The sequence below is a fragment of the Bradyrhizobium sp. P5_C12 genome, from assembly GCF_054049735.1.
The window spans coordinates 133,975-154,537 of sequence record NZ_JBFULU010000011.1; the positions used below are offsets into that span (position 1 = coordinate 133,975).

Genomic DNA, 20,563 nt, shown 5'->3' on the forward strand with positions numbered 1-20,563 from the left:
TCCTGGCGAAAGCCAGGACCCATTACCCCAGAGCGTGGTTTGGCGACGACTCGGAGTTCGGTACTGCGACCATCTGCAATCGATAGATTCCGCGGTATGGGTCCTGGCCTTCGCCAGGACGACGATAGGGAGGCACTATGCTCCTTGCTCGTCAGATCTCCTCGGCGAGACCAATGCGGGAACCAACCGGGCCTGGAGATGATCGTTCCAAAGCGGGCTGTGAGCCGAAGTGCCGCGCGCGACGATGCGTGACTAGCGTCCAGGCGCAGCCGCCTCTCGCGACGTCAGAAAACCATACATCTCGGCCGCAGCCTGAAGCTGCTCGATGCGCTCGGTGATGGCGTCGCGCTGCTTGCCTTGCGGCAGGCTCGCCAGCTCGTGCTCGAGCCGCAACCTCTGCGCCTCGAGGCGCTGCTCGAATGTGTGGGGCTCAGACCGTCTTCGCATCTTCTGTCCTCGGTGGTTGCAGGCCTGGGCTGTTGGCCCAGCGTTCGACTTGCTCGATGACCTTCTGATGGCTCGGACGCACCGGCCTCGGTGCTTCGGGCTCTTCGGAAAGCTTGCGGGGTAACCTGACTTCATCCGTCATGACCCATCTCCCTTTCCTGAAATATGAGCCCTCGCGCACGATCATTCAAGTCGTAACTTATTGATTTTATTTGACTATTTAGCTCAACCGACGCTTTTCAAGACTCCGATGGAACTCTCGCCAAGTTTGTTCATTGAGTAGGCTGCTCAACTTGCTAACTTTGCGTGATCGACCATGAACGACCTTCGCGCCGAGCGTCTCCAGGTCATGCTCTCGCCGGAAGAGCTGGCCGCAGTTGACGATTTCCGGTTCAAGCACCGCATGCCGACGCGCGCCGCGGCGGTTCGCGAGCTCCTCAAATTCGGACTCGCAGCCGCGGGCATCGAGACGAACATCGGCGCGTCAGCGGGCGTCAAATCAAGCGAGTTTGGTGTATTTGGCCGTGGTCCGGAGGGACACTCGCCGGGAAAAGCCGAGAGCGACGCCGAGGATTGATTGCCGGTTTCACGACAGCAAACGGCCCCGGCACAGTGGGGTGCCAGGGCCGTCCTTGGAGATTGCTTCCGGCGCACCGGGGGCATGACAGCCGGAAGCAACCTGTCGACGCTTCGCGCGGGGATTCGTTCCTCGCGCGAAATTTTCTACTGTTTGAGCATGATCTCTTCGGAAAACCGCTTCACACTTTTCCGGATCATGCTCTAGCCGCTCGGCGCCGCGCCGGAATCATCCGGCGTCATGCCGGAGCCCGGCGTCTTGCTGTTGTCGTTGAGCTTGGGATCGCGTGTTGCTTCACGCGACGGCGATCCCTTTTCGTCCGTCATGTGCGCGGTCTGCGCACGCTGCTTGTCGCGCGGCTGAGCCTCCGCCCGCTTGTCACTGACGATACCGTGGTCGGAATGCGCCATGATGTCCTCTCGGCTCTCGAGACAGTCTCGAAGAGCCTACGCGTCGGAGCGTCGGATGTTCCGGCGCGCGAGAGGCCGCGGCGTTAACTATGCACCGCGCGCACCGCAGCCGATGCATTTTCCTGATGCACTTGCCGGACCGTGGTCACGGTCGCGAACGCGACCGAGACGCCGAAGGCAAGAATGAGTGAGAGAAGGGCCAGACGTGGAGCCATTGCAAAACCTCGTTCTGGATTCAAAAAACCAACGCGATCGACTGTTCCTGAATGATCATTGATTGGACGCTTGCAGTCCGTGAGCGGTCTCACACGCAGATTCACGACAACGAGAACGATCAGGCATCCTGCTTTCGGCGGCTGCGAACCGTGACGGGCGGGATTTCGCCATCGAGCCAATCCTGCTCGTTCGCAAGYGCCATCCAAGCCTCCGCCATGCGCGAGTAGCGCTTGTAGGTGGGTTTGCCTTGGGCGCGCTCGGCGAGTTGAAGGCAGTTTTCGGCGTTATCCCTGAAGATGTCAGACTGTTTCATCCATAGAACGTGGGAAGGGAACCGCCCTGGCGCAACTGCCCTTACACGATCGTAACGTTTGCGGAACTTCGCACGTCGTCGGTCATTGGATGCGTATGCCAATTCTCGTCGCGATAGTCCTGGCCTTCATCAGCACCGCAGTGCTTGCCGACAGCAGGGGCGAGCAGATGCGGGGCGATGGCGCGCCGACTGCAACGGACGTCATCGGTGGCCTGTACGCACTCAGCCGCTTCCAGCAGGGCCTCTTGGAGAGTACCGACCTGAAAGGCAATACGGAGGTCAAGAACCTTGCTGCCTTGCGCGCGGAAGAGTCCGCCAAGCGCGACAAGGCGCTGAAGGAGATTCAAGAGACGATCGGGGCAGAGCCGCGGATCGGCAAGACAACCGCGAGCGCGAGCTTGGCCGAGCCCGAAAATTCCGAGGGGCCTGCTTTCGTCAGAGCTTTCTATGCCGCACAGATTCCCGAATACGAATCAGCCATCGGCCTGCTCGAACGTTACCTGAAAGCGCCCGACAATGCAGCGCTTGCCGCCTTTGCCCGCGAACAACTGCCGGTGCTGCGCTCGCGGGTGGAGGATGCCGAGCGCACCATGGCGGACAAGTAGCCGTCCTATTGTGGATCTAGGTGATCCTGCTGGCCCTGCGGCCGCACCGTAAGGTCGCTCTCCGGATCATCGTCATGAGAGGGTTAACAGCAGTCTCGGTGCTCCGCTCCTGAAGCAGGATCGCTGGATGCGCGCGAAGGCGCCTCGCCACCGCCCACCCAAAGATATCTGGAACAGGATGGAACCAAGAGCTTTCTGCGCGGTTAGCTTTGCCGGGCTGAGCAAAGCAGGTTCCATTTCTCGTGCCGCAACCTTGGCGCTTGATTTGGGATGTAGCTGACGCTCTATATTCAGCTACTGCGTCTCGCCTGGATTCGGCGACGCCTGCGGGGGAATCAGTATGAGCGACCTCGATCCCGGAACTGCATCACGCTCCGGTCGTCGCGTCCCAAAGCCAAAACCCAACGGTATGTCGGATCCTGATTCCCGGCCGGAATTGCTGCTCGCGCTCCAGGCCATGCGCAGCGGCGATTTTTCGGTGCGGATGAGCGGCGACTATCTCGGCATCGACGGCAAGATTGCCGACACTTTTAATGAAATCATCGCCGCCAACCAGCGCATGGCGCAGCAGCTCGAGCTGGTCGGCCAAGTGGTGGGGCGCGAGGGCAAGACCCGGCAGCGCGTGAAGTTCGGGCTGGCCTCGGGCTCCTGGGCCGACATGGAAGGCTCGGTCAACACCCTGATCGACGATCTGTTGTGGCCGACCCGCGAGGTGACGCGCGCGGTCGCGGCCGTCGCACAGGGCGACCTGCTCCAGACCGTCAAGCTCGACGTCGACGGCCGCCCGCTGCGCGGCGAGTTCTTGCAGTCGGCGACCATCGTCAACACCATGATCAAGCAGCTCGGCGTGTTCACCTCCGAGGTGACGCGTGTCGCGCGCGAGGTCGGCACCGAGGGCAAGCTCGGCGGCCAGGCCCAGGTGCCGGAAGTGACCGGCGTCTGGAAGGACCTGACCGAGAGCGTCAACTCGATGGCGAACAATTTGACCAACCAGGTTCGCAACATCGCCGAGGTGACGATCGCGGTCGCCAACGGCGACCTGTCCAAGAAGATCACCGTCGACGTCCGCGGCGAGATCCTGCAGCTCAAGGAGGCCATCAACACGATGGTGGACCAGCTGCGCTCCTTCGCCTCCGAAGTGACGCGCGTGGCGCGCGAGGTCGGCACCGACGGCAAGCTCGGCGGCCAGGCGATCGTGCCCGGCGTCGCCGGCACCTGGAAGGATTTGACGGACTCCGTCAACGCGATGTGCGGCAACCTCACCGCGCAGGTCCGCAACATCGCCAACGTCACCACCGCCGTGGCGCGCGGCGACCTGTCGCGAAAGATCACCGTGGACGTGCGCGGCGAAATCCTGGAGCTGAAGGACACCATCAACACCATGGTGGACCAGCTCAACTCGTTCGCCTCCGAAGTGACGCGCGTCGCCCGCGAGGTCGGCACCGAAGGCAAGCTCGGCGGCCAGGCCCAGGTGCCCGGCGTGGCCGGCACCTGGAAGGACCTGACCGACAACGTCAACTTCATGGCGTCGAACCTGACCGCACAGGTCCGCAACATCGCCGACGTCGCCACCGCGATCGCGGGCGGCGACCTGTCGAAGAAGATCACCGTCAACGTCTCCGGCGAGATCCTTCAGCTGAAGGAAACGCTCAACACCATGGTGGACCAGCTCAACGCCTTCGCCGGCGAAGTCACGCGCGTCGCGCGCGAGGTCGGCACCGAGGGACGGCTCGGCGGCCAGGCCAACGTGCTCGGCGTCGCCGGCACCTGGAAGGACCTGACCGAAAGCGTCAACTCGATGGCGTCGAACCTGACCGCCCAGGTCCGCAACATCGCGGAGGTGACGACGGCGGTCGCGGGCGGCGACCTCTCCAAGAAGATCACCGTGGACGTGCGCGGCGAAATTCTGGAGCTGAAGGACACCATCAACACCATGGTGGACCAGCTCAACGCCTTCGCCGGCGAAGTCACGCGCGTCGCGCGCGAGGTCGGCACCGAAGGCAAGCTCGGCGGCCAGGCCCAGGTGCGCGGCGTCGCCGGCACCTGGAAGGATCTGACAGACAGCGTCAACTCGATGGCGTCGAACCTGACCGGCCAGGTCCGCAACATCGCCGAAGTCGCGACCGCGGTGGCCAAGGGCGACCTGTCGAAGAAGATCACCGTCAACGTGTCGGGCGAAATCCTTCAGCTGAAGGAAACGCTCAACACCATGGTGGACCAGCTCAACGCCTTCGCCGGCGAAGTCACGCGCGTGGCGCGCGAGGTCGGCACCGAAGGCAAGCTCGGTGGCCAGGCGCAGGTGCCGGGCGTCGCCGGCACCTGGAAGGACCTCACCGACAACGTCAACTCCATGGCGGGCAACCTCACCGCCCAGGTCCGCAACATCGCCGAGGTCGCAACCGCCATCGCCGGTGGCGACCTGTCGCGCAAGATCACGGTGGACGTGCGCGGCGAGATCCTTCAGCTGAAGGACACCCTGAACACGATGGTCGACCAGCTCAACCGCTTCGCGGGTGAGGTGACGCGCGTGGCGCGCGAGGTCGGCACCGAAGGCCGCCTCGGCGGCCAGGCCAACGTGCCCGGCGTCGCCGGCACCTGGAAGGATCTCACCGACAGCGTCAACTCGATGGCGGGCAACCTCACCGCCCAGGTCCGCAACATCGCCGAGGTGACGACGGCCGTGGCGCGCGGCGACCTGTCGCGCAAGATCACGGTGGACGTGAAGGGCGAAATCCTCGAGCTGAAGAACACCATCAATACCATGGTGGACCAGCTCAACGCCTTTGCCGGCGAAGTCACCCGCGTGGCGCGCGAGGTCGGCACCGAAGGCAAGCTCGGCGGCCAGGCCGAGGTGCCCGGCGTCGCCGGCACCTGGAAGGATCTCACCGACAACGTCAACTTCATGGCCTCGAACCTGACGGCCCAGGTCCGCAACATCGCCGAGGTCGCGACCGCGATCGCCGGCGGCGACCTGTCGAAGAAGATCACGGTGGACGTGCGCGGCGAAATCCTTCTGCTCAAGGACACCTTGAACACAATGGTCGAGCAGCTGCGCTCCTTCGCCGCCGAAGTGACGCGCGTCGCGCGCGAGGTCGGCACCGAGGGCCGGCTTGGCGGTCAGGCCGTGGTGCCCGGCGTCGGCGGTACCTGGAAGGACCTCACCGACAACGTCAACCTGCTGGCGGCAAACCTGACCACCCAGGTCCGCAACATCGCCGAAGTCACCACCGCCGTGGCGCGCGGCGACTTGTCCCGCAAGATTACCGTCGACGTGAAGGGTGAAATTCTCGAGCTGAAAAACACCATCAACACCATGGTGGACCAGCTCAACGCCTTCGCCGGCGAAGTGACGCGCGTCGCCCGCGAGGTCGGCACCGAAGGCGAGCTGGGTGGCCAGGCCCAGGTGCCCGGGGTCGCCGGCACCTGGAAGGACCTCACCGACACCGTGAACTTCATGGCGGCGAACCTGACCGAGCAGGTCCGCGGCATCGTCAAGGTGGTGACGGCGGTCGCCAATGGCGATCTGAAGCAGAACCTCACGGTGAAATCGAAGGGCGAGGTGGCGGCGCTCGCCGACACCATCAACAACATGACCGAGACGCTCGCGACCTTCGCCGACCAGGTGACGTCGGTGGCGCGCGAAGTCGGCGTCGAGGGCCGGCTTGGCGGCCAGGCCGACGTGCCTGGTGCTGCCGGCACATGGAAGGACCTCACCGGCAACGTCAACCTGCTGGCGGCCAACCTCACCTCGCAGGTGCGCGCGATCGCGGAAGTCGCGACCGCCGTGACCAAGGGTGACCTGACGCGATCGATCCAGGTCGACGCCCGCGGCGAGGTCGCGGAGCTGAAAGACAACATCAATACGATGATCACCAACCTCCGTCTGACGACGGACGTGAACACCGAGCAGGACTGGCTGAAGACCAACCTCGCCAAATTCACCAACATGCTTCAGRGCCAGCGCGACCTCACGACCGTCGGCCGGCTGCTGCTGACCGAATTGTCGCCGCTGGTGAACRCGCATACCGGCGTGATCTATCAGGTCGAGAACGAGGACAGTCCGCAGCTCCTGCTGCTCGCCTCCTATGCCGGCGACGGCGTCTACCCCTATCCACGCGTGCTTCCGTTCGGCGACGGCCTGATCGGCCAATGCGCGCTCGACCGGCGCCCGCGCGTGGTCGCGGACATTCCCGCCGACGTGGTGCCGATCAATTCGGCGCTGCTCCGCGTCGCACCGAAGAACCTCGTGGTGCTGCCGGTGCTGTTCGAGGGCCAGGTCAAGGCGGTGATCGAGCTCGCCTCGCTCACTTCGTTCACGACCTCGCAGATGACCTTCCTGGAGCAGCTCACCGACTCCATCGGCATCGTGCTCAACTCGATCGAGGCGACGATGCAGACCGAAGGCCTGCTCAAGCAGTCGCAGCAGCTTGCCGGCGAGCTCCAGACGCAGCAGCGCGAGCTGCAGCAGACCAACGACCAGCTCGAGCAGAAGGCGCAGCAGCTCGCCGAGCGCAACGTCGAGGTCGAGCGCAAGAACCAGGAGATCGAGCAGGCCCGCCGCGCGCTGGAGGAAAAGGCGACCGAGCTGGCGCTGACCTCGAAGTACAAGTCCGAATTCCTGGCCAATATGAGCCACGAGCTGCGCACGCCGCTGAACTCGATCCTGATCCTGGGCCAGCAGCTCACCGACAATCCGGACGGCAACCTGTCGGCCAAGCAGGTCGAATTCGCCCGCACCATCCACGGCGCCGGCACCGACCTGCTCAACCTCATCAGCGACATTCTCGATCTCTCCAAGATCGAATCCGGCACGGTGACGGTCGACGCCGAGGAAATCCTGACCGCGAACCTGCTCGAGACCGTCGGGCGGCCGTTCCGGCACGAGGCGGAGAACCGCAACCTGTCGTTCAAGATCGACGTCGACCCCAACCTCGCGCGCAGCATCGTCACCGACTCCAAGCGCCTGCAGCAGGTTCTGAAGAACCTGCTCTCCAACGCCTTCAAGTTCACCGCCGAAGGCGAAGTGCGCCTGAAGGTCGGCGGCGCGCTCGGCGGCTGGGGAACGGATCACCCGGTGCTGAACTCCGCGCCGGCCGTGATCGCGTTCGAGGTGTCCGATACCGGCATCGGCATTCCCCTGGAGAAGCAGAAGCTGATCTTCGAGGCGTTCCAGCAGGCCGACGCCGGCACCAGCCGCAAATATGGCGGCACCGGTCTTGGCCTTGCCATCAGCCGCGAGCTCGCAAGCCTGCTCGGCGGCGAAATCCACCTGCGCAGCGCGCCCGGCAAGGGCTCGTCCTTCACGCTTTATCTGCCGCTGAAATATTCCGGCCCGACGCTCGCGCCGCGCGCCGCGCCGCAACAATACAGCCAGCCGCCGGCGCTTCAGCCGGCGACGACGGCGCCGGAGCGGGTCATCGAACAGCTTCCCGACGACCGGCTCAATCTCGAGCCCGGCGACAGCATCCTGCTAATCGTCGAGGACGACCCGCATTATGCCCGCGTGCTGGTCGATCTCGCCCGCGACAAGGGTTTCAAGGTCCTGGTCGCGGCCCGCGGCGCCGAAGCGCTCGAGCTTGCCAAGCAGTACCAGCCGAGAGCCGTCTCGCTCGACGTGTTCCTGCCGGACATGCTCGGCTGGACGGTGCTGAGCCAGCTCAAGCACAATCCGCTGACCCGCCACATTCCCGTGCAGATCATCACGCTCGACGAGGACCGCCAGCATGCGCTCGCCCGCGGCGCCTTCTCCTTCGTCAACAAGCCGACGACGACCGAAGGCGTCTCCGCCGCGCTGATGCAGATCAAGGAATATGCGCGGCCGCGGCGCAAACGGCTCCTGATCGTCGAGGACAACGAGGCCGAGCAACTCTCGATCCGCGAGCTGCTGCATCACGACGACATCGAGATCGTGACGACCGATACCGGCGCCGGCGCGCTCTCGACGCTGCGCGAGGCGCCATGCGACTGCGTGGTGCTGGACCTGCGGCTGCCCGACATGAGCGGCTTCGAGGTGCTGGATCAGATCCGCAATGACGAGTCGCTGTCGAACGTTCCGGTCGTGGTGTTCACCGGCCGCGAACTTTCGGCGGAAGAGGATGCGGAACTCCACACCATGGCGCGCAGCATCGTGGTCAAGGGCGTGGAATCGCCGGAGCGCCTGCTCGACGAGACCGCATTGTTCCTGCACCGCGTGATCACGGAACTGCCGGTCGAGAAGCAGCGCATGCTGGAAAAGCTGAACAGTTCCGACGAGGATTTGATCGGCAAGACCGCACTGCTCGTCGACGACGACGCGCGCAACATCTTTGCGCTGTCGAGCGTGCTGGAACGGCGCGGCATGAAGGTGTTGACGGCGACCACCGGCAGGGAAGCGGTGACGCTGGTGGAATCCAATCCGGAAATCGCCATCGTGCTGATGGACATCATGATGCCGCAGATGGATGGCTATCAGACCATCGGCGTCATCCGCGAGAATCCGGCCTTCTTGCGCCTGCCGATCATCGCGCTGACCGCCAAGGCGATGAAGGGCGACCGCGAGAAATGCCTCGAAGCCGGCGCGTCCGACTATCTCGCCAAACCCGTCAACACCGACCAATTGCTGCTTGCAATCCGCATGTGGCTGCATCGCTGAACGGGATCCGGGAATGGACCACGAAAAGGTCAACATCCTCCTCGTCGACGACCAGCCAGCAAAGCTGCTCGCCTATGAGGTGATCTTGAAGGAACTCGGCGAGAACCTCGTGATCGCCTCGTCGGGCCGCGAGGCGCTGGAAGTGCTGCTGAAGACCGAGATCGCGGTGATCCTGGTCGACGTCTGCATGCCCGACCTCGACGGTTTCGAGCTCGCCGCGATGATCCGGGAGCATCCGCGCTTCCAGAAGACGGCGATGATCTTCATCTCGGCCATTCAAGTCAGCGACATCGATCGCCTCCGCGGCTACGAGATGGGCGCGGTCGACTATGTTCCGGTGCCGGTCGTGCCGGAGGTGCTGCGCGCCAAGATCAAGGTGTTTGCCGAGCTCTACCGCAAGACCCGCGAGCTCGAGCGGCTGAACCAGGAGCTCGAGGACCGCGTCCGCGCGCGCACCGCCGAGCTGGAAAACTCCACCGCAAAACTGCGCGAGAGCGAACAGCGGCGCAGCATGGCGATCGCCGCCGGCAAGATGGGATCGTGGGACTGGGACTGGGTCAACGGCGACTGGATGTGGGACGAAGGCCAGTACCGCATCTTCGGCGTGACCCCGGAGACCTTCAACGTCGGCTCGGCAAACATCCAGGCCCTGCTGCACCCGGATGACGTCGATCAATTCCGCAAGGCGATTGCCGCGTTCAATACCGGAGCGCGCGCCTATGAGGGAGAATTCCGCGTCAGCCGGCCCGATGGCGAGGTGCGCTGGTGCGTCGGCACGGCGGCCGCAACGTTGGACGAGAGCGGCCGGGTGGTGCGGGTGAGCGGCGTCACCGTCGATATCACCGAACGCAAGCGCGCCGAGGAGCGGCAGAACCTGTTGGCGCGGGAAGTCGATCACCGCGCCAAGAATGCGCTCGCACTGGCGCAGTCGATCGTCCGCCTCACCCGTGCCGACGGGGTCAAGGCTTATGTCAACGCCGTCGAAGGGCGCATCAACGCGCTGGCCCGGGTCCACACCATCCTGTCGCTGTCGAGCTGGCAGGGCGCCGAATTGTCGAAGCTGATCGACGAGGAGCTTGCGCCCTATTCGCTCGGCGGCCAGATCAAGATCGCAGGTCCCGAGGTGCAGCTCGTGCCTGCCACCGCCCAGACGCTGGCGCTGGCGCTGCACGAGCTCTTCACCAACTCGGCGAAATATGGCGCGCTCTCGACGCGGTCGGGCCGGCTCATGATCGGCTGGCAGGTCGAGAACGACACGCTCGCCGTGACGTGGGAAGAATCCGGCGGCCCGCTGGTCAGGCCGCCGAAGTCGCGCGGCTTTGGCACAAGAAGCCTGCTTGCGAGCGTCGAGTCGCAGCTTGGCGGACAAGCGCATTTCGATTGGCGTGCCGAAGGCCTGTTGTGCCGACTGGAGGTGCCGTTGACCCGCAAGATTGCGGCGCCCTCCGCACCCGGCAAATTTGACGACGCGACCGCCGCCTCAGTCAAGTTGCAGCGCGCGTCGGGCTAGCCGGACGCCGCCATCCTCATGCGCCGGAGCGGCCGCGATCCATCGGCGACGCGTCCTTCGAGCCAAGCCTCCGTCTGAGCGAGCTCGCGTAGCGCCCGCGCGTAGCGGCGGGCCGCACTGCGCTCCGCCCCGCGCGGAAGTTTGCGTGCCTTGCGCAGCATGTCCGCGGCTGCATTGCGATAGGCCAGCGAACGGTAAAGAAAGACCACCTTGCCCATATCGAATGTTCCCGTGTTGATGCCGTTCATCCTCGCAAACCCGGCATGAACCTCGGATGAAGCGGTCAGATGACAAATCCTTCATCCAGGATGGAACCCGCGATCATCGACCGCGTTTTGCCTGCGAAGTCGAGATGCAGTTCCATGCGCGTGAAGAAGTCGCCAGGCCTGATCTCTCCCACGGGCGTCATCAAGCTGATGACGCATGCGATGATGGGCGCGGCCCTCGGCCTCGCATTCGGCCTCGTGCTCGTCCTGTCCAATCCGGCGGTCGCCAACCTGCTCAATCACGGCGGGAGTCCGGCCATTCTCGTCTTCGTGCTCACGCTGGTGACGACCTTCGCAATCGGCGCGACGCTCACGGGCGTGGTGTTCATCCTCGCAGAGGACAAGGAATTTTGAAGCGCGCGTGAAGAGCGCGACCGGCGTTGCTCGGAACTCCTGCGGCCAAGGGCGGTTGGCTGCCTGCGTCAATTTAACTCAGGGAGTTCCCGCGCATGCAAACCACCAAGCTCGCTATCGCCGTGATGCTGGCAACCGGCCTCGCCGCCGCGCCGTTCGCCGCACAAGCCAAATCGCACAAGGCCAAGCACGAATCCTCGACCTCGTCCTCGCAGACGACAGGCGCCAACACGAAATCCAAGGGCGCCGATCCGTCGGGTCAGGGTGGCTCCGGTCCCGGTTCCGACCAGGGTGGCACCATGACGAACAACAAAGGCACCAGCAACACGAAGTGAGCTCGGGCCGAAATTCATGGAAGGCCCCGCACGCGCGGGGCCTTTTTGCTTGGGTCCGGATCGTGCTTTAGCGCCGCATCGTCGGTGTGCGGGTCAGAGCATCCCGGCCGGCCCCGCTTCAGGGCGGCGCGCGGCCGCGCCTGCCGGTTTGCGATCTCGCTTCACCGGACGAAGACCCACCCGGTCGCGGATGTCAGGCAGGACGTCGCCGCCGCCGGCCGCCTTCCATTCGCCGATCAGCAGGTTGATTTTCCGGCGCAGATCCATCTGCGCCAGCGCCTGTTCGGTGCAGTCGCAATCGCGGCCGATGAGGTCGCGCACGGACGCCTCGACGGCGGCCATTTCCAGCCTCAAAGCACTGATTTTACGTCGAATTTCATTAATTCTGTTGTCCATGGCTTGTTAGAACAAAATAAGAACATATAGTCAAGCCACGATTCCAGTTTGGAGACCGCACATGCAGGTTCAAGGTCGATACGATGCCAGGGTTTTCCTCGCCGATCAGATGACCCGCGCACAAGGACTGAGGTTACGGCGGCTGAGCGAAGAGGCCTACCAGCCCGCGCAATATGCGCGGGACCTGTCCTTTGCAGAGGCCGCGCGCCGCATCCAGGCGCTGGAGGCGGAGATCGAGCTGGCGAATTCCTTCTAGGCATGATCCGGACCCGGCCGCGTCAGCGCGAAGTGCGAAGCGGTTTTCGCTCGCGACAAACGTGGAACGCGTTTGCGCGGAGACCATGCGCAAACAACAACCTGAAGCGCGATGACCATTCATCCTCATCTCATCGCGCCTGCGGCGGCTGCCGCCTGTGACCCGCCCCGCTGCGCATCCCGGAACCACGCCTGCCGTGGGCGGTTCTCTCGGGACGACGGGAGAGAGTAGATGGCACGCAAGGCAAAGAAACGCCGCTACTCGCGCAGCGCCGGTGACGATGTCGAGCGCGAGATGCGGCGCTACAAGAAGGGTACCGCGAAGAGCGGACGTGGCGGTCGAGGCGGACGCGTGAAGAGCCGCAAGCAGGCGATCGCGATCGGCCTGTCCGAGGCGCGCAAGAAGGGCAAGAAGGTCCCGAGGAAAGCCTCGAAGCGGAAGACCGCCAAGAAGAAGGCGTCCAAGAAAACCTCGAAGAAAACCTCGAAGACGACGTCGAAGCGCAAATCCGCCAAGCGGTCGCGCTGACCGGCGTCAGATCATGCTGCCCGGCATGAAGCAGCGGATCGATATCCCGAACGCGGTCTTGACCGGCCACACCATGGTGCGCCCGGCCCGGTTGGGCTCGGTGATGACGGCTTCATCGGGCACCTCGACCCACTGCCCGTCGAGCCGCACGCGATAGTGCCCGTTGTGCGACTCCCAGTCGGGATCGGCGACGGCAAAACCATCCGCATCCGAGCAGCACGGACCGAGATGGCTGCGCAGGCTGTCGAACCACGGCTTGAGCGGGGAATCGGCGTAGCGGCCGTCGTCGCGGCCGAAGGCACTTCCGGTCGGCAGCAGACTTCCGATCGACAGCACGAAGGGCGCGACCAGCAGCGCACTCCTCAGAGAGAGCTTCAATCGATCCATCGTCGGCACCGATCAAATACGAACCGCCGAGCCAGTTCCACAAAGCGGCCGGACGTTCGAAGTTCCACTCTTGCAACCGGTCCCGGCGCCGTCATTGCCGCCGAGCACATGCGATTCCAAAGTGTGATGAGCGAACGCGGCTTTTTCGGACGAACCAGTCATCATTCCTGCCGTTAACGAGAATGTTATCGACAGCCTGTGGGAATCCACCATGCCAACAGGAAAAGGCGGCCCGAAGGCCGCCTTTTTGGATTTGCGCCGGCAGACTTACGACTTACGCGAGCGGCACCGCGACGAACCGGGTCGCCTCCGCGCTCTTCACCTGCAGCAGCACGCTGTTCTTGCCGGACGATTTGGCCTGCGCCAGCTCGGAGCGGACGTCGCCGACATTGGAGACGGCCTTGCCGCCGACATTGAGGATGACGTCGCCGGTCTGGATGCCGCGCTGCGCGGCCGGTCCCTGGGGATCGACCTCGGTCACCACGACGCCCTTCTGACCGGCACCCTGCACATCGCCGGCCGGCGCCAGGCTGAGCCCGAGGCGCGGGGTGCCGGCCTTCGGCTGGGCCTTGCCGTCATCGGCTTTGGCCTGCCGCTCGTTCGGCAGCTCGCCGAGCGCCAGCGTCACCGTCTTGCTCTCGCCCTTGTGGAAGACGTCGAGCTTCACCGAGCTGCCCGGCGCCAGGGTGGCGATGGTACGGGCGAGATCGCGGGAGTCCTTGACGGACGTACCGTTGACGGCGGTGATGACGTCGCCAGCCTCGATACCGGCCTTCGCCGCGGGGCTGCCGTCCTGCGGATTGTCGACGATCGCGCCCTTTGCTTCCTTCAGGCCGATGCTGTCGGCGATATCAGCCGTCACGGGCTGCACCTGCACGCCGAGCCAGCCGCGCGTCACCGCGCCCTTGTCCTTCAACTGCGCAATGACGAGCTTCGCGGTCGAGGCCGGAATGTCGAAGCCGATGCCGACCGAGCCGCCGGAGGGCGAGAAGATCGCGGTGTTGACGCCGATCACGTTGCCGGTCATGTCGAAGGCCGGGCCGCCGGAATTGCCCTTGTTGATCGGCGCGTCGATCTGGATGAAGTCGTCATAGGGACCGTTGCCGATGTCGCGGCCGCTGGCCGAGACGATGCCGGCCGTGACGGTGCCGCCGAGACCGAAGGGGTTGCCGACCGCGACCACCCAGTCGCCGATCCGCGGCTTCTGGTCGGAGAATTTGACGAACGGAAAGTCCTTCTTGCCCTCAACCTTGATCAGCGCGAGATCGGTCTTCGGATCGGTGCCGACCACCTTCGCGGTGTAGACCGTGCCGTCATCCATCGTCACCTGGACGGACTGGGCGTGGTCGACGACGTGGTTGTTGGTCACCGCATAGCCGTCGGCCGAGATGAAGAAGCCGGAGCCCTCACCCGTGATCACCTGGTGGCGCTGGCGCGGCATGCCGTTCATGCCACCCGGACCGCGGAAGCCGAACTGCCGCGAAAACTGGTCGAACGGCGAATCCTCGTCCGAATCCATCCGGTTCTGTTGCAGCATCGCGCTCTTGTCGTTGTCCTGGTCGATCTTCACCCGCACCGAGATGACGGCAGGTTTGACCTTGGCGACGAGATCGCCGAAGCCCGTCGGCGTCGCGGCAGCTTCCGCCGCCTGAGCCGGCGCGATGAAGGAGGTCACGGCGAACGGCGAAGAACCGTGAGAGCCAGCCAGCACAGCCACGCCAAGCGCGGCCACGGTGCCGAGCAGCGCCAGCCGGCGCGGCCGGAGGATGATGCGGGACGTGGTGGTGTCGGAATTGACGCGGTCGTTCATGTCGAAATGTCCATGTTGGTGAAGGTGTCGCCTTGCACGCAACATGGGCGCTGGCACCTTACGGCGTCCCGTCCACGCGATTAAATCTTGGCAAAGAATCGGCGACCGGCGGCCGCGGACCAAAATCCTTGCTGCGCGTTTGATGCAGCTCAATGTGGGCTGTCCGATCGGTGAAAAGCTGCGGCGGTGATGTCCATCGGAGGCGCCGCCATGTACAAAGACATTCTCGTCCTCGTCCCCACCGAGCGCCCGATGCGGGGCTTGATCGACGGCTCGATTTCGCTGGCCTCGAACCTCCACGCCCATCTCGACGCCGTCGCGGTCGGCTATCCCGCGGCCGGAACGGCCTATGTGATGGACGGCGGCGCCGCGGTGGCGGCGGTGTTCGAAATGGAGCGCGAACGCGCGCTCGAGCGGGCCGAAACGACACTCGCGCTGTTCGAGAGCGAAGCGAAGAACGCCGGCATCTCCTATGCCTGCCGCCCTCTTGGCGCGATCCCCGTCGACGCTGCGGCTTCGATCGGGGCGATGGCCCGGCTCCATGATCTCAGTGTCGTGCTCCAGCCGGATCAGGAGCAGGTGTCGTTCGACAACGACCTGCCCGGCGAGATCCTATTCCAGGCAGGCGGGCCGGTGCTATTCCTGCCGCACACCTTTCGCGGCGCGTTCATGGCGAACCGGGTCGGCATTTGCTGGGACGGCAGCCGCGTCGCCGCGCGCGCATTGCGCGACGCAGCACCGTTCCTCGCGCGTGCCGAGGCGATTGTGATCATTGCGATCAACGAGGCCGACACGGTCCCCGGTGAAGTCTCGGCGCACAATCTGGCCAGGCACCTCGGGCGGCGCGGGCTTTCGACCCGCACGGTCGGCTTATCAGCCACGCGCTCCGGCATTCAGCCGGCCATCCTGTCGTGGGCAGCCGACGAAAACCTCGATCTTCTGGTGATGGGCGGCTACGGCCATTCGCGATGGCAGGAACGCATCCTCGGCGGCGTCACCCGCGCCATGCTGGACGCGATGACGGTTCCGACGCTGATGTCGCACTGAGCGAAAGCGGTGCAAAGGGGCAGTTACGCCGCAGCGGGGGTCTCCCATCCAGCGGTTGCGGTGGCGTCCTCTTCGCGTTGGGCATTGCACGCATCGAAATGCGCCTTCAGCGCGAGCTCGGCGAGATATTCGAAATGTTCGGCTTGGCCGAGGAGTTCCCAGTTCTGGAGCGGCCGATAGGCCGCCTGCTGGCGACAGAGGGACGCCAGCGCCCGGTAGCGACGTACGTTCTCCATGAGAATCTCCCTCTCGGTCACACCCGGCTTATTTCTCCGGTTTGCGTCAGGGGCATTGCACTTGTGCGAAACATTTTCTGCGCAACGCCGGTCGGTCTCGGAAATGTTAACGTGTGCTGCAACGCGGCCGCTTTGCTTTGGCGCAAACTTTACAAATGTTTGGCGATTGTTCTCGGCAGCGTGGAGCTCAATGCGGACCCAGCCACAAAGTTACGGCATGTGTGAGGCAAAGCACAGCCTGACGTCCTTATCGCGCGTATAAATTTTTTCGTATGGCCGCAAACAAGGTAACGGCGGCACACCAAGGCTACGCGATCAGCGCAGCCTGCGACTTCGGAGCCGTGCGGGCATGGAACCGGCGGCTCATTTCGTTTCTGGCGGCGATGGGCTAGGCATAGAGACGGCGCTCCACGTTCACGCCGATCAAGTCGAGATAGCGCTCGATCAGGTCGGGACGGCCGACGAGATAGCCCTGCATCTCCTCGCAGGACTCGCGGGCCAGGAAGTCGCGCTGCGCCTCGGTCTCCACGCCTTCCGCGACGACCGGTATCTTCAGGGCATGCGCGAGGCTCAGGACCGCGCGGACGATCTCGGCCGATTGCGGTGTCGCCTCCAGGTTGGAGATGAAGCTGCGATCGATCTTGATCTTGTCGAACGGGAACGACTGGAGATAGGACAGCGACGAATAGCCGGTGCCGAAATCGTCCATCGCAATGCGGACGCCAAGCGCCTTCAGCCGCCGCAGCAGGTTGAGCGCGCGGGTGAAATCGCCGATCAGCATGCCCTCCGTGATCTCAACCTCGAGCCGGGTCGGCGCAAGCCCGGTCTCCAGCAGGATCTGGTGGATGGAGCGTTCGAGGTCGCCGGCCTGGAACTGGACCGGCGACAGGTTGACTGCGACCTGCAGCGGCCGCGGCCAAGACGCCGCCTCGCGGCATGCCTCGCGCAAGACCCATTCGCCGATCTCGATGATCAGCCCGTTCTCCTCGGCGAGCGGAATGAACTGGTCGGGCGGCACGAGACCCCGCGTCGGGTGGTTCCAGCGCAGCAGCGCCTCGAAGCCGATGACCTCGCCATCGATCCGCGCCTGGGGCTGGAAATAGACCAGGAGCTGGTTCTGCTCCAGCGCCTGCCGCAGATCGTGCTGCAACAGCCTGCGGTCGCGCAGCTCCTGGTCTGTCCCGGATTCGAAGAAGCGGACCCTGCCCCCGCCCTCGCGCTTGGCGCGATAGAGCGCGGAATCGGCGTTCGCGAGCAGCATCGCCGCGTCCACGCCGTCATCCGGATAAACGGCGATGCCGACGCTCATGCCAACATGTGAGAGATAGTCGTCGACCTCGAGCTCCTTGCCGATCACCTCCACCAGGCGCTCGGCGAGCGCCAGCACGTCTTCGCGGCAGGCATCGTCCGGCATGAGGATCATGAACTCGTCGCCGCCGATGCGGGCGACGAAAGCGCCATCGGATTCCGCGGCGAGACGGTCGGCCGCCGCCCGCATCAGCATGTCGCCGACGGGATGGCCGAACACGTCATTGACCTCCTTGAAGCGGTCGAGATCGAGGCTGAGCACCGCAAAACTGGTCGACGCCTCCTGCGCCTGCTCCAGCCGCTCGCTCAATGCCGCGTTGAAGGCGCTGCGGTTCGGCAGGTCGGTCAAGGCGTCATGATGCGCGAGATGACTGATCCGCTCATGGTTCGTGACGCGCTCGGTGACATCCTCGATCACGCCGACCAGATATTGCGGGTCGCCGGTGCCGTCCCTGATCAGCATCTTGCGCGAATTGACGACGCGGTCGTGGCCCTTGACGCCGACCTCGAGCAGGTGCTCCTCGAGGAACATCGGCATTCCACTGGCGACGACCCTGCGGTCCTGCTCGTTGACCACGCGGGCAACATCCGCCGGAAAAATCTCCTCGGGCGTCCTGCCCAGCATCCGTTCGCGGGGCAGGCCGTAATAGTCCTCGCCGGCGCGGTTGAGCAGGATGTAACGGGAATCCTTCGCGCACTTTGCGAACACGGCAATCGGGATATTCTCGACGATCGTATCGAGGAACTCGCGGGTCCGGAGCAAATCCTCCTCGACCTGATCGTACGTCTGGGCGCGCGCGTCAGCCATCCGCTGGCGATCGCGGTCGCTTGCCTCGTAGGCCGCGCTGACGAGTTCGCCCAACTTGGCGAGATCGACCTGTCCGGTCGCTTCGGTGGCACAGCGGAGTTGCTCGGCGAACAAGCGATGCATGCTCAAGCCACCGCACCTGGCCGAGTGCAGGCCTCATGCCCGCAGATATCCTCGATCCGCATCCCCGCGCTCTCTCGCGTTCCTGAACCGCAGATTGAGACACTTAGCATTGCGCGGGCGTTAATCGAACTTTCGCCTCGGACACGGTGGTTACCCCGGCCTGAAGGAATCCGATCGCCTTGTGCGGCAAGTTCCGTGGAACCCCGGAGGAAAGTGGCACGCGTTGGCACAACCGACACCCGGGTGCACGGCTCCCGTAGTCTACCGGAGGCGCGCGCTTTCGCCGGCGCGCATCGGCTGCACGGACATATCCTGGAGCTTCGGAACCCGGCCGGCCTCGGCTGCGATGCGAATGGCTGCGATGTTGCCGGCATAGTCGGCGCTGCTTTTGCCGCGAAACACAGCGGAACCCGCCACCAGCGTGTCGGCGCCCGCGGCAGCGACGGCGGCGGCGTTGTCGCGCGTGATGCCGCCATCGACCTCGAGCCGGATCGGCCGGTCGCCGATCATGCTTCGAACACGCCTGATCTTCTCGAGCTGGGATTCGAGAAAGGACTGGCCGCCAAAGCCCGGATTGACCGTCATCACCAGCACGAGATCGATGCGGTCGAGCACATATTCAATCACGCTCTCGGGGGTCGCCGGGCACAGGCTGACGCCGGCCTTCTTGCCGAGCGCACGAATCGCCTGAAGCGAACGGTCGAGATGGACACCAGCTTCGGCATGAACCGTGATGACATCAGCCCCGGCTTTCGCGAAGGCTTCGAGATAGGGATCGACGGGCGCAATCATGAGATGGACGTCGAAGACCCTCTTCGTCAGCGGCCGGATTGCCTTGATGACGTCGGCGCCATAACTGATGTTCGGCACGAAATGCCCGTCCATCACGTCGCAATGGATCCAGTCGGCGCCGGCCGCATCGATCGCTGCGATCTCCTCGCCGAGCCGCGCGAAATCCGCGGCCAGGATCGACGGCGCAATGATGATCTCTCTCGTCATGACTTCGCACTCCTCTCCACAACCGGACCATCGCTGAACACCCGGCTCGCCAGCACGTCGGCTGGATCGATCGTTTCGAGGTCGGTAATGTCGAGCATGCGATCGAGATCGGAAACCAGCCGGTCGGCCTGCCGCAAGCGGATGCGGTCGACAGCGTTGCGGATCGAGCGCGCATTGGAGAAGAACGGCTGGGTCCGGCGCAGCGCGATGTATTTTTCGAAGGCCTCGCGCGCCGCCGCCGAGAAACGATAGCCGCGCTCCCTGAGCATCAGCTCGGCGATGACGAGAAGCTCGGCCTCCGCATAGTCCGGGAAGTCGATATGGTGCGCGATGCGCGAGCGGAAGCCGGGGTTGGAGGCAAAGAAGCTCGTCATCCGTTCGCCATAGCCGGCCAGGATCACGACCAGGTCCTCGCGCTGGTTCTCCATCACCTGGAGCAAGATCTCGATCGCCTCCTGGCCGTAGTCGCGCTCATTGTCGGGCCGGTGCAGGTAATAGGCCTCGTCGATGAAGAGCACGCCGCCCATCGCCTTCTTCAAGATCTCCTTGGTCTTCGGCGCGGTGTGGCCGATGTACTGGCCGACAAGATCGTCGCGCGTGACCGAGATCACCTGCCCACGCCGCACGAACCCAAGCCCGTGCAGGATCTTTGCCATGCGCAGCGCCACGGTGGTCTTGCCGGTGCCGGGATTACCGGTGAACGACATGTGCAGCGTCGGCGGCGCCGAGGCCAGTCCTGCGCGCTGCCGAATACGCTCGATCAGCAGGAGCGAAGCAATCTGGCGCACACGGTTCTTGACCGGCCTCAAGCCGATCAGTTCCTGCTCGAGCTGTTGCAGCGTCGCGGTGATCCCGGCGGCCTCGGATTCCTTTCGGATATCGAACGTGGTCTCGCCGCCTTCGGTGATCGTTGCGTGGGGAACGTCGAGCATCGGCACCTCGAAGAAAAGGGCTTCGCCGCGAGGGAGCGGCGAAGCAGTGGTCCGCCAAGGATGCGGAGC

Annotated in this window: 21 protein-coding genes; 9 read left to right on the plus strand and 12 right to left on the minus strand. The window is 64.4% G+C overall.

Features of this window, described 5'->3' with window-relative positions; all coding sequences use genetic code 11:
• Positions 1–252 precede the first annotated feature (252 nt).
• Both ACXJMY_RS13220 and ACXJMY_RS13225 read right to left on the minus strand, forming a co-directional pair.
• A complete protein-coding gene (locus ACXJMY_RS13220) occupies positions 253–447 on the minus strand; it encodes a hypothetical protein (protein ID WP_456619778.1) in 195 nt (64 codons plus the stop codon).
• A complete protein-coding gene (locus ACXJMY_RS13225) occupies positions 431–589 on the minus strand; it encodes a hypothetical protein (RefSeq protein ID WP_456619779.1) in 159 nt (52 codons plus the stop codon). The genes ACXJMY_RS13220 and ACXJMY_RS13225 overlap by 17 nt, the downstream gene beginning before the upstream one ends.
• A gap of 174 nt (positions 590–763) precedes the next feature.
• On the opposite strand from ACXJMY_RS13225, the gene ACXJMY_RS13230 reads away from it, so the two are divergent.
• Entirely contained in the window at positions 764–1,024 is a 261-nt protein-coding gene (locus tag ACXJMY_RS13230) for a hypothetical protein (protein ID WP_456619780.1), read from the plus strand.
• A 203-nt stretch (positions 1,025–1,227) separates the two neighbouring features.
• Here ACXJMY_RS13230 and ACXJMY_RS13235 read toward each other — a convergent pair whose 3' ends face one another.
• A complete protein-coding gene (locus ACXJMY_RS13235; RefSeq protein ID WP_456619781.1) occupies positions 1,228–1,434 on the minus strand; it encodes a hypothetical protein in 207 nt (68 codons plus the stop codon).
• A gap of 334 nt (positions 1,435–1,768) precedes the next feature.
• Positions 1,769–1,963, minus strand: coding sequence for a hypothetical protein (locus ACXJMY_RS13240; RefSeq protein WP_456619782.1), 195 nt, complete (start codon positions 1,961–1,963; stop codon positions 1,769–1,771).
• A 95-nt stretch (positions 1,964–2,058) separates the two neighbouring features.
• Between ACXJMY_RS13240 and ACXJMY_RS13245 the strand changes: the two genes are divergently transcribed.
• The 3 genes from ACXJMY_RS13245 (at position 2,059) to ACXJMY_RS13255 (ending at position 10,709) form a co-directional block, all read left to right on the plus strand.
• Positions 2,059–2,568, plus strand: a complete 510-nt coding sequence (locus tag ACXJMY_RS13245; protein ID WP_456619783.1) for a DUF4142 domain-containing protein — start codon at positions 2,059–2,061, stop codon at positions 2,566–2,568.
• 340 nt (positions 2,569–2,908) lie between these two features.
• Positions 2,909–9,199 (plus strand): HAMP domain-containing protein, encoded by a 6,291-nt coding sequence (locus tag ACXJMY_RS13250; protein WP_456619784.1) that lies wholly within the window; start codon positions 2,909–2,911, stop codon positions 9,197–9,199.
• A gap of 13 nt (positions 9,200–9,212) precedes the next feature.
• On the plus strand, positions 9,213–10,709 hold the full coding sequence (locus ACXJMY_RS13255) for an HWE histidine kinase domain-containing protein (protein ID WP_456619785.1): 1,497 nt from the start codon (positions 9,213–9,215) through the stop codon (positions 10,707–10,709).
• On the opposite strand, the gene ACXJMY_RS13260 is transcribed toward ACXJMY_RS13255, so the two are convergent.
• A complete protein-coding gene (locus ACXJMY_RS13260) occupies positions 10,706–10,957 on the minus strand; it encodes a hypothetical protein (RefSeq protein ID WP_456619786.1) in 252 nt (83 codons plus the stop codon). The genes ACXJMY_RS13255 and ACXJMY_RS13260 overlap by 4 nt on opposite strands.
• A 114-nt stretch (positions 10,958–11,071) precedes the next feature.
• Here ACXJMY_RS13260 and ACXJMY_RS13265 point away from each other — a divergent pair, with 114 nt between their 5' ends.
• Positions 11,072–11,329 (plus strand): hypothetical protein, encoded by a 258-nt coding sequence (locus tag ACXJMY_RS13265; protein ID WP_456619787.1) that lies wholly within the window; start codon positions 11,072–11,074, stop codon positions 11,327–11,329.
• Positions 11,330–11,424: 95 nt separating this feature from the next.
• The gene (locus tag ACXJMY_RS13270; protein WP_456619788.1) at positions 11,425–11,664 is read left to right on the plus strand and encodes a hypothetical protein; all 240 of its coding nucleotides are present in this window, start codon (positions 11,425–11,427) and stop codon (positions 11,662–11,664) included.
• 93 nt (positions 11,665–11,757) lie between these two features.
• Here the strand turns inward: ACXJMY_RS13270 and ACXJMY_RS13275 are convergent, their stop codons facing one another.
• The gene (locus ACXJMY_RS13275) at positions 11,758–12,060 is read right to left on the minus strand and encodes a hypothetical protein (RefSeq protein WP_456619789.1); all 303 of its coding nucleotides are present in this window, start codon (positions 12,058–12,060) and stop codon (positions 11,758–11,760) included.
• A 61-nt stretch (positions 12,061–12,121) separates the two neighbouring features.
• Between ACXJMY_RS13275 and ACXJMY_RS13280 the strand changes: the two genes are divergently transcribed.
• Both ACXJMY_RS13280 and ACXJMY_RS13285 read left to right on the plus strand, forming a co-directional pair.
• Positions 12,122–12,316 (plus strand): DUF3072 domain-containing protein, encoded by a 195-nt coding sequence (locus tag ACXJMY_RS13280; RefSeq protein ID WP_456619790.1) that lies wholly within the window; start codon positions 12,122–12,124, stop codon positions 12,314–12,316.
• A gap of 231 nt (positions 12,317–12,547) precedes the next feature.
• Complete coding sequence (locus ACXJMY_RS13285; protein ID WP_456619791.1) at positions 12,548–12,844, plus strand: DUF6496 domain-containing protein; 297 nt, start codon at positions 12,548–12,550, stop codon at positions 12,842–12,844.
• A gap of 6 nt (positions 12,845–12,850) precedes the next feature.
• On the opposite strand, the gene ACXJMY_RS13290 is transcribed toward ACXJMY_RS13285, so the two are convergent.
• Positions 12,851–13,231 (minus strand): hypothetical protein, encoded by a 381-nt coding sequence (locus ACXJMY_RS13290; RefSeq protein WP_456619792.1) that lies wholly within the window; start codon positions 13,229–13,231, stop codon positions 12,851–12,853.
• A 274-nt stretch (positions 13,232–13,505) separates the two neighbouring features.
• Positions 13,506–15,041 (minus strand): Do family serine endopeptidase, encoded by a 1,536-nt coding sequence (locus ACXJMY_RS13295; RefSeq protein WP_456619793.1) that lies wholly within the window; start codon positions 15,039–15,041, stop codon positions 13,506–13,508.
• 210 nt (positions 15,042–15,251) lie between these two features.
• Here ACXJMY_RS13295 and ACXJMY_RS13300 point away from each other — a divergent pair, with 210 nt between their 5' ends.
• Entirely contained in the window at positions 15,252–16,088 is an 837-nt protein-coding gene (locus tag ACXJMY_RS13300) for a universal stress protein (RefSeq protein WP_456619794.1), read from the plus strand.
• A gap of 23 nt (positions 16,089–16,111) precedes the next feature.
• On the opposite strand, the gene ACXJMY_RS13305 is transcribed toward ACXJMY_RS13300, so the two are convergent.
• The 4 genes from ACXJMY_RS13305 to cbbX form a co-directional block, all read right to left on the minus strand.
• Complete coding sequence (locus tag ACXJMY_RS13305) at positions 16,112–16,324, minus strand: hypothetical protein (protein WP_456619795.1); 213 nt, start codon at positions 16,322–16,324, stop codon at positions 16,112–16,114.
• A 388-nt stretch (positions 16,325–16,712) separates the two neighbouring features.
• Positions 16,713–18,563, minus strand: a complete 1,851-nt coding sequence (locus tag ACXJMY_RS13310) for a putative bifunctional diguanylate cyclase/phosphodiesterase (RefSeq protein WP_456619812.1) — start codon at positions 18,561–18,563, stop codon at positions 16,713–16,715.
• Positions 18,564–18,824: 261 nt separating this feature from the next.
• The gene (gene rpe / locus ACXJMY_RS13315; protein WP_456619796.1) at positions 18,825–19,562 is read right to left on the minus strand and encodes a ribulose-phosphate 3-epimerase; all 738 of its coding nucleotides are present in this window, start codon (positions 19,560–19,562) and stop codon (positions 18,825–18,827) included.
• The gene (gene cbbX, locus ACXJMY_RS13320) at positions 19,559–20,494 is read right to left on the minus strand and encodes a CbbX protein (protein ID WP_456619797.1); all 936 of its coding nucleotides are present in this window, start codon (positions 20,492–20,494) and stop codon (positions 19,559–19,561) included. Before cbbX ends, rpe begins: the two co-directional genes overlap by 4 nt.
• Positions 20,495–20,563 lie beyond the last annotated feature (69 nt).

Bases quoted from the DNA above. Each gene is read 5' to 3' on its own strand.
- ACXJMY_RS13255 (WP_456619785.1), top strand. From the start codon at position 9,213: ATGGACCACGAAAAGGTCAACATCCTCCTCGTCGACGACCAGCCAGCA.
- ACXJMY_RS13305 (WP_456619795.1), bottom strand. From the start codon at position 16,324: ATGGAGAACGTACGTCGCTACCGGGCGCTGGCGTCCCTCTGTCGCCAG.
- ACXJMY_RS13310 (WP_456619812.1), bottom strand. From the start codon at position 18,563: ATGCATCGCTTGTTCGCCGAGCAACTCCGCTGTGCCACCGAAGCGACC.
- ACXJMY_RS13225 (WP_456619779.1), bottom strand. From the start codon at position 589: ATGACGGATGAAGTCAGGTTACCCCGCAAGCTTTCCGAAGAGCCCGAA.
- ACXJMY_RS13265 (WP_456619787.1), top strand. From the start codon at position 11,072: ATGCGCGTGAAGAAGTCGCCAGGCCTGATCTCTCCCACGGGCGTCATC.
- ACXJMY_RS13290 (WP_456619792.1), bottom strand. From the start codon at position 13,231: ATGGATCGATTGAAGCTCTCTCTGAGGAGTGCGCTGCTGGTCGCGCCC.
- ACXJMY_RS13295 (WP_456619793.1), bottom strand. From the start codon at position 15,041: ATGAACGACCGCGTCAATTCCGACACCACCACGTCCCGCATCATCCTC.
- ACXJMY_RS13235 (WP_456619781.1), bottom strand. From the start codon at position 1,434: ATGGCGCATTCCGACCACGGTATCGTCAGTGACAAGCGGGCGGAGGCT.
- ACXJMY_RS13275 (WP_456619789.1), bottom strand. From the start codon at position 12,060: ATGGACAACAGAATTAATGAAATTCGACGTAAAATCAGTGCTTTGAGG.
- ACXJMY_RS13220 (WP_456619778.1), bottom strand. From the start codon at position 447: ATGCGAAGACGGTCTGAGCCCCACACATTCGAGCAGCGCCTCGAGGCG.
- cbbX (WP_456619797.1), bottom strand. From the start codon at position 20,494: ATGCTCGACGTTCCCCACGCAACGATCACCGAAGGCGGCGAGACCACG.
- ACXJMY_RS13300 (WP_456619794.1), top strand. From the start codon at position 15,252: ATGTACAAAGACATTCTCGTCCTCGTCCCCACCGAGCGCCCGATGCGG.
- rpe (WP_456619796.1), bottom strand. From the start codon at position 19,562: ATGACGAGAGAGATCATCATTGCGCCGTCGATCCTGGCCGCGGATTTC.
- ACXJMY_RS13280 (WP_456619790.1), top strand. From the start codon at position 12,122: ATGCAGGTTCAAGGTCGATACGATGCCAGGGTTTTCCTCGCCGATCAG.
- ACXJMY_RS13230 (WP_456619780.1), top strand. From the start codon at position 764: ATGAACGACCTTCGCGCCGAGCGTCTCCAGGTCATGCTCTCGCCGGAA.
- ACXJMY_RS13270 (WP_456619788.1), top strand. From the start codon at position 11,425: ATGCAAACCACCAAGCTCGCTATCGCCGTGATGCTGGCAACCGGCCTC.
- ACXJMY_RS13285 (WP_456619791.1), top strand. From the start codon at position 12,548: ATGGCACGCAAGGCAAAGAAACGCCGCTACTCGCGCAGCGCCGGTGAC.
- ACXJMY_RS13245 (WP_456619783.1), top strand. From the start codon at position 2,059: ATGCCAATTCTCGTCGCGATAGTCCTGGCCTTCATCAGCACCGCAGTG.
- ACXJMY_RS13260 (WP_456619786.1), bottom strand. From the start codon at position 10,957: ATGAACGGCATCAACACGGGAACATTCGATATGGGCAAGGTGGTCTTT.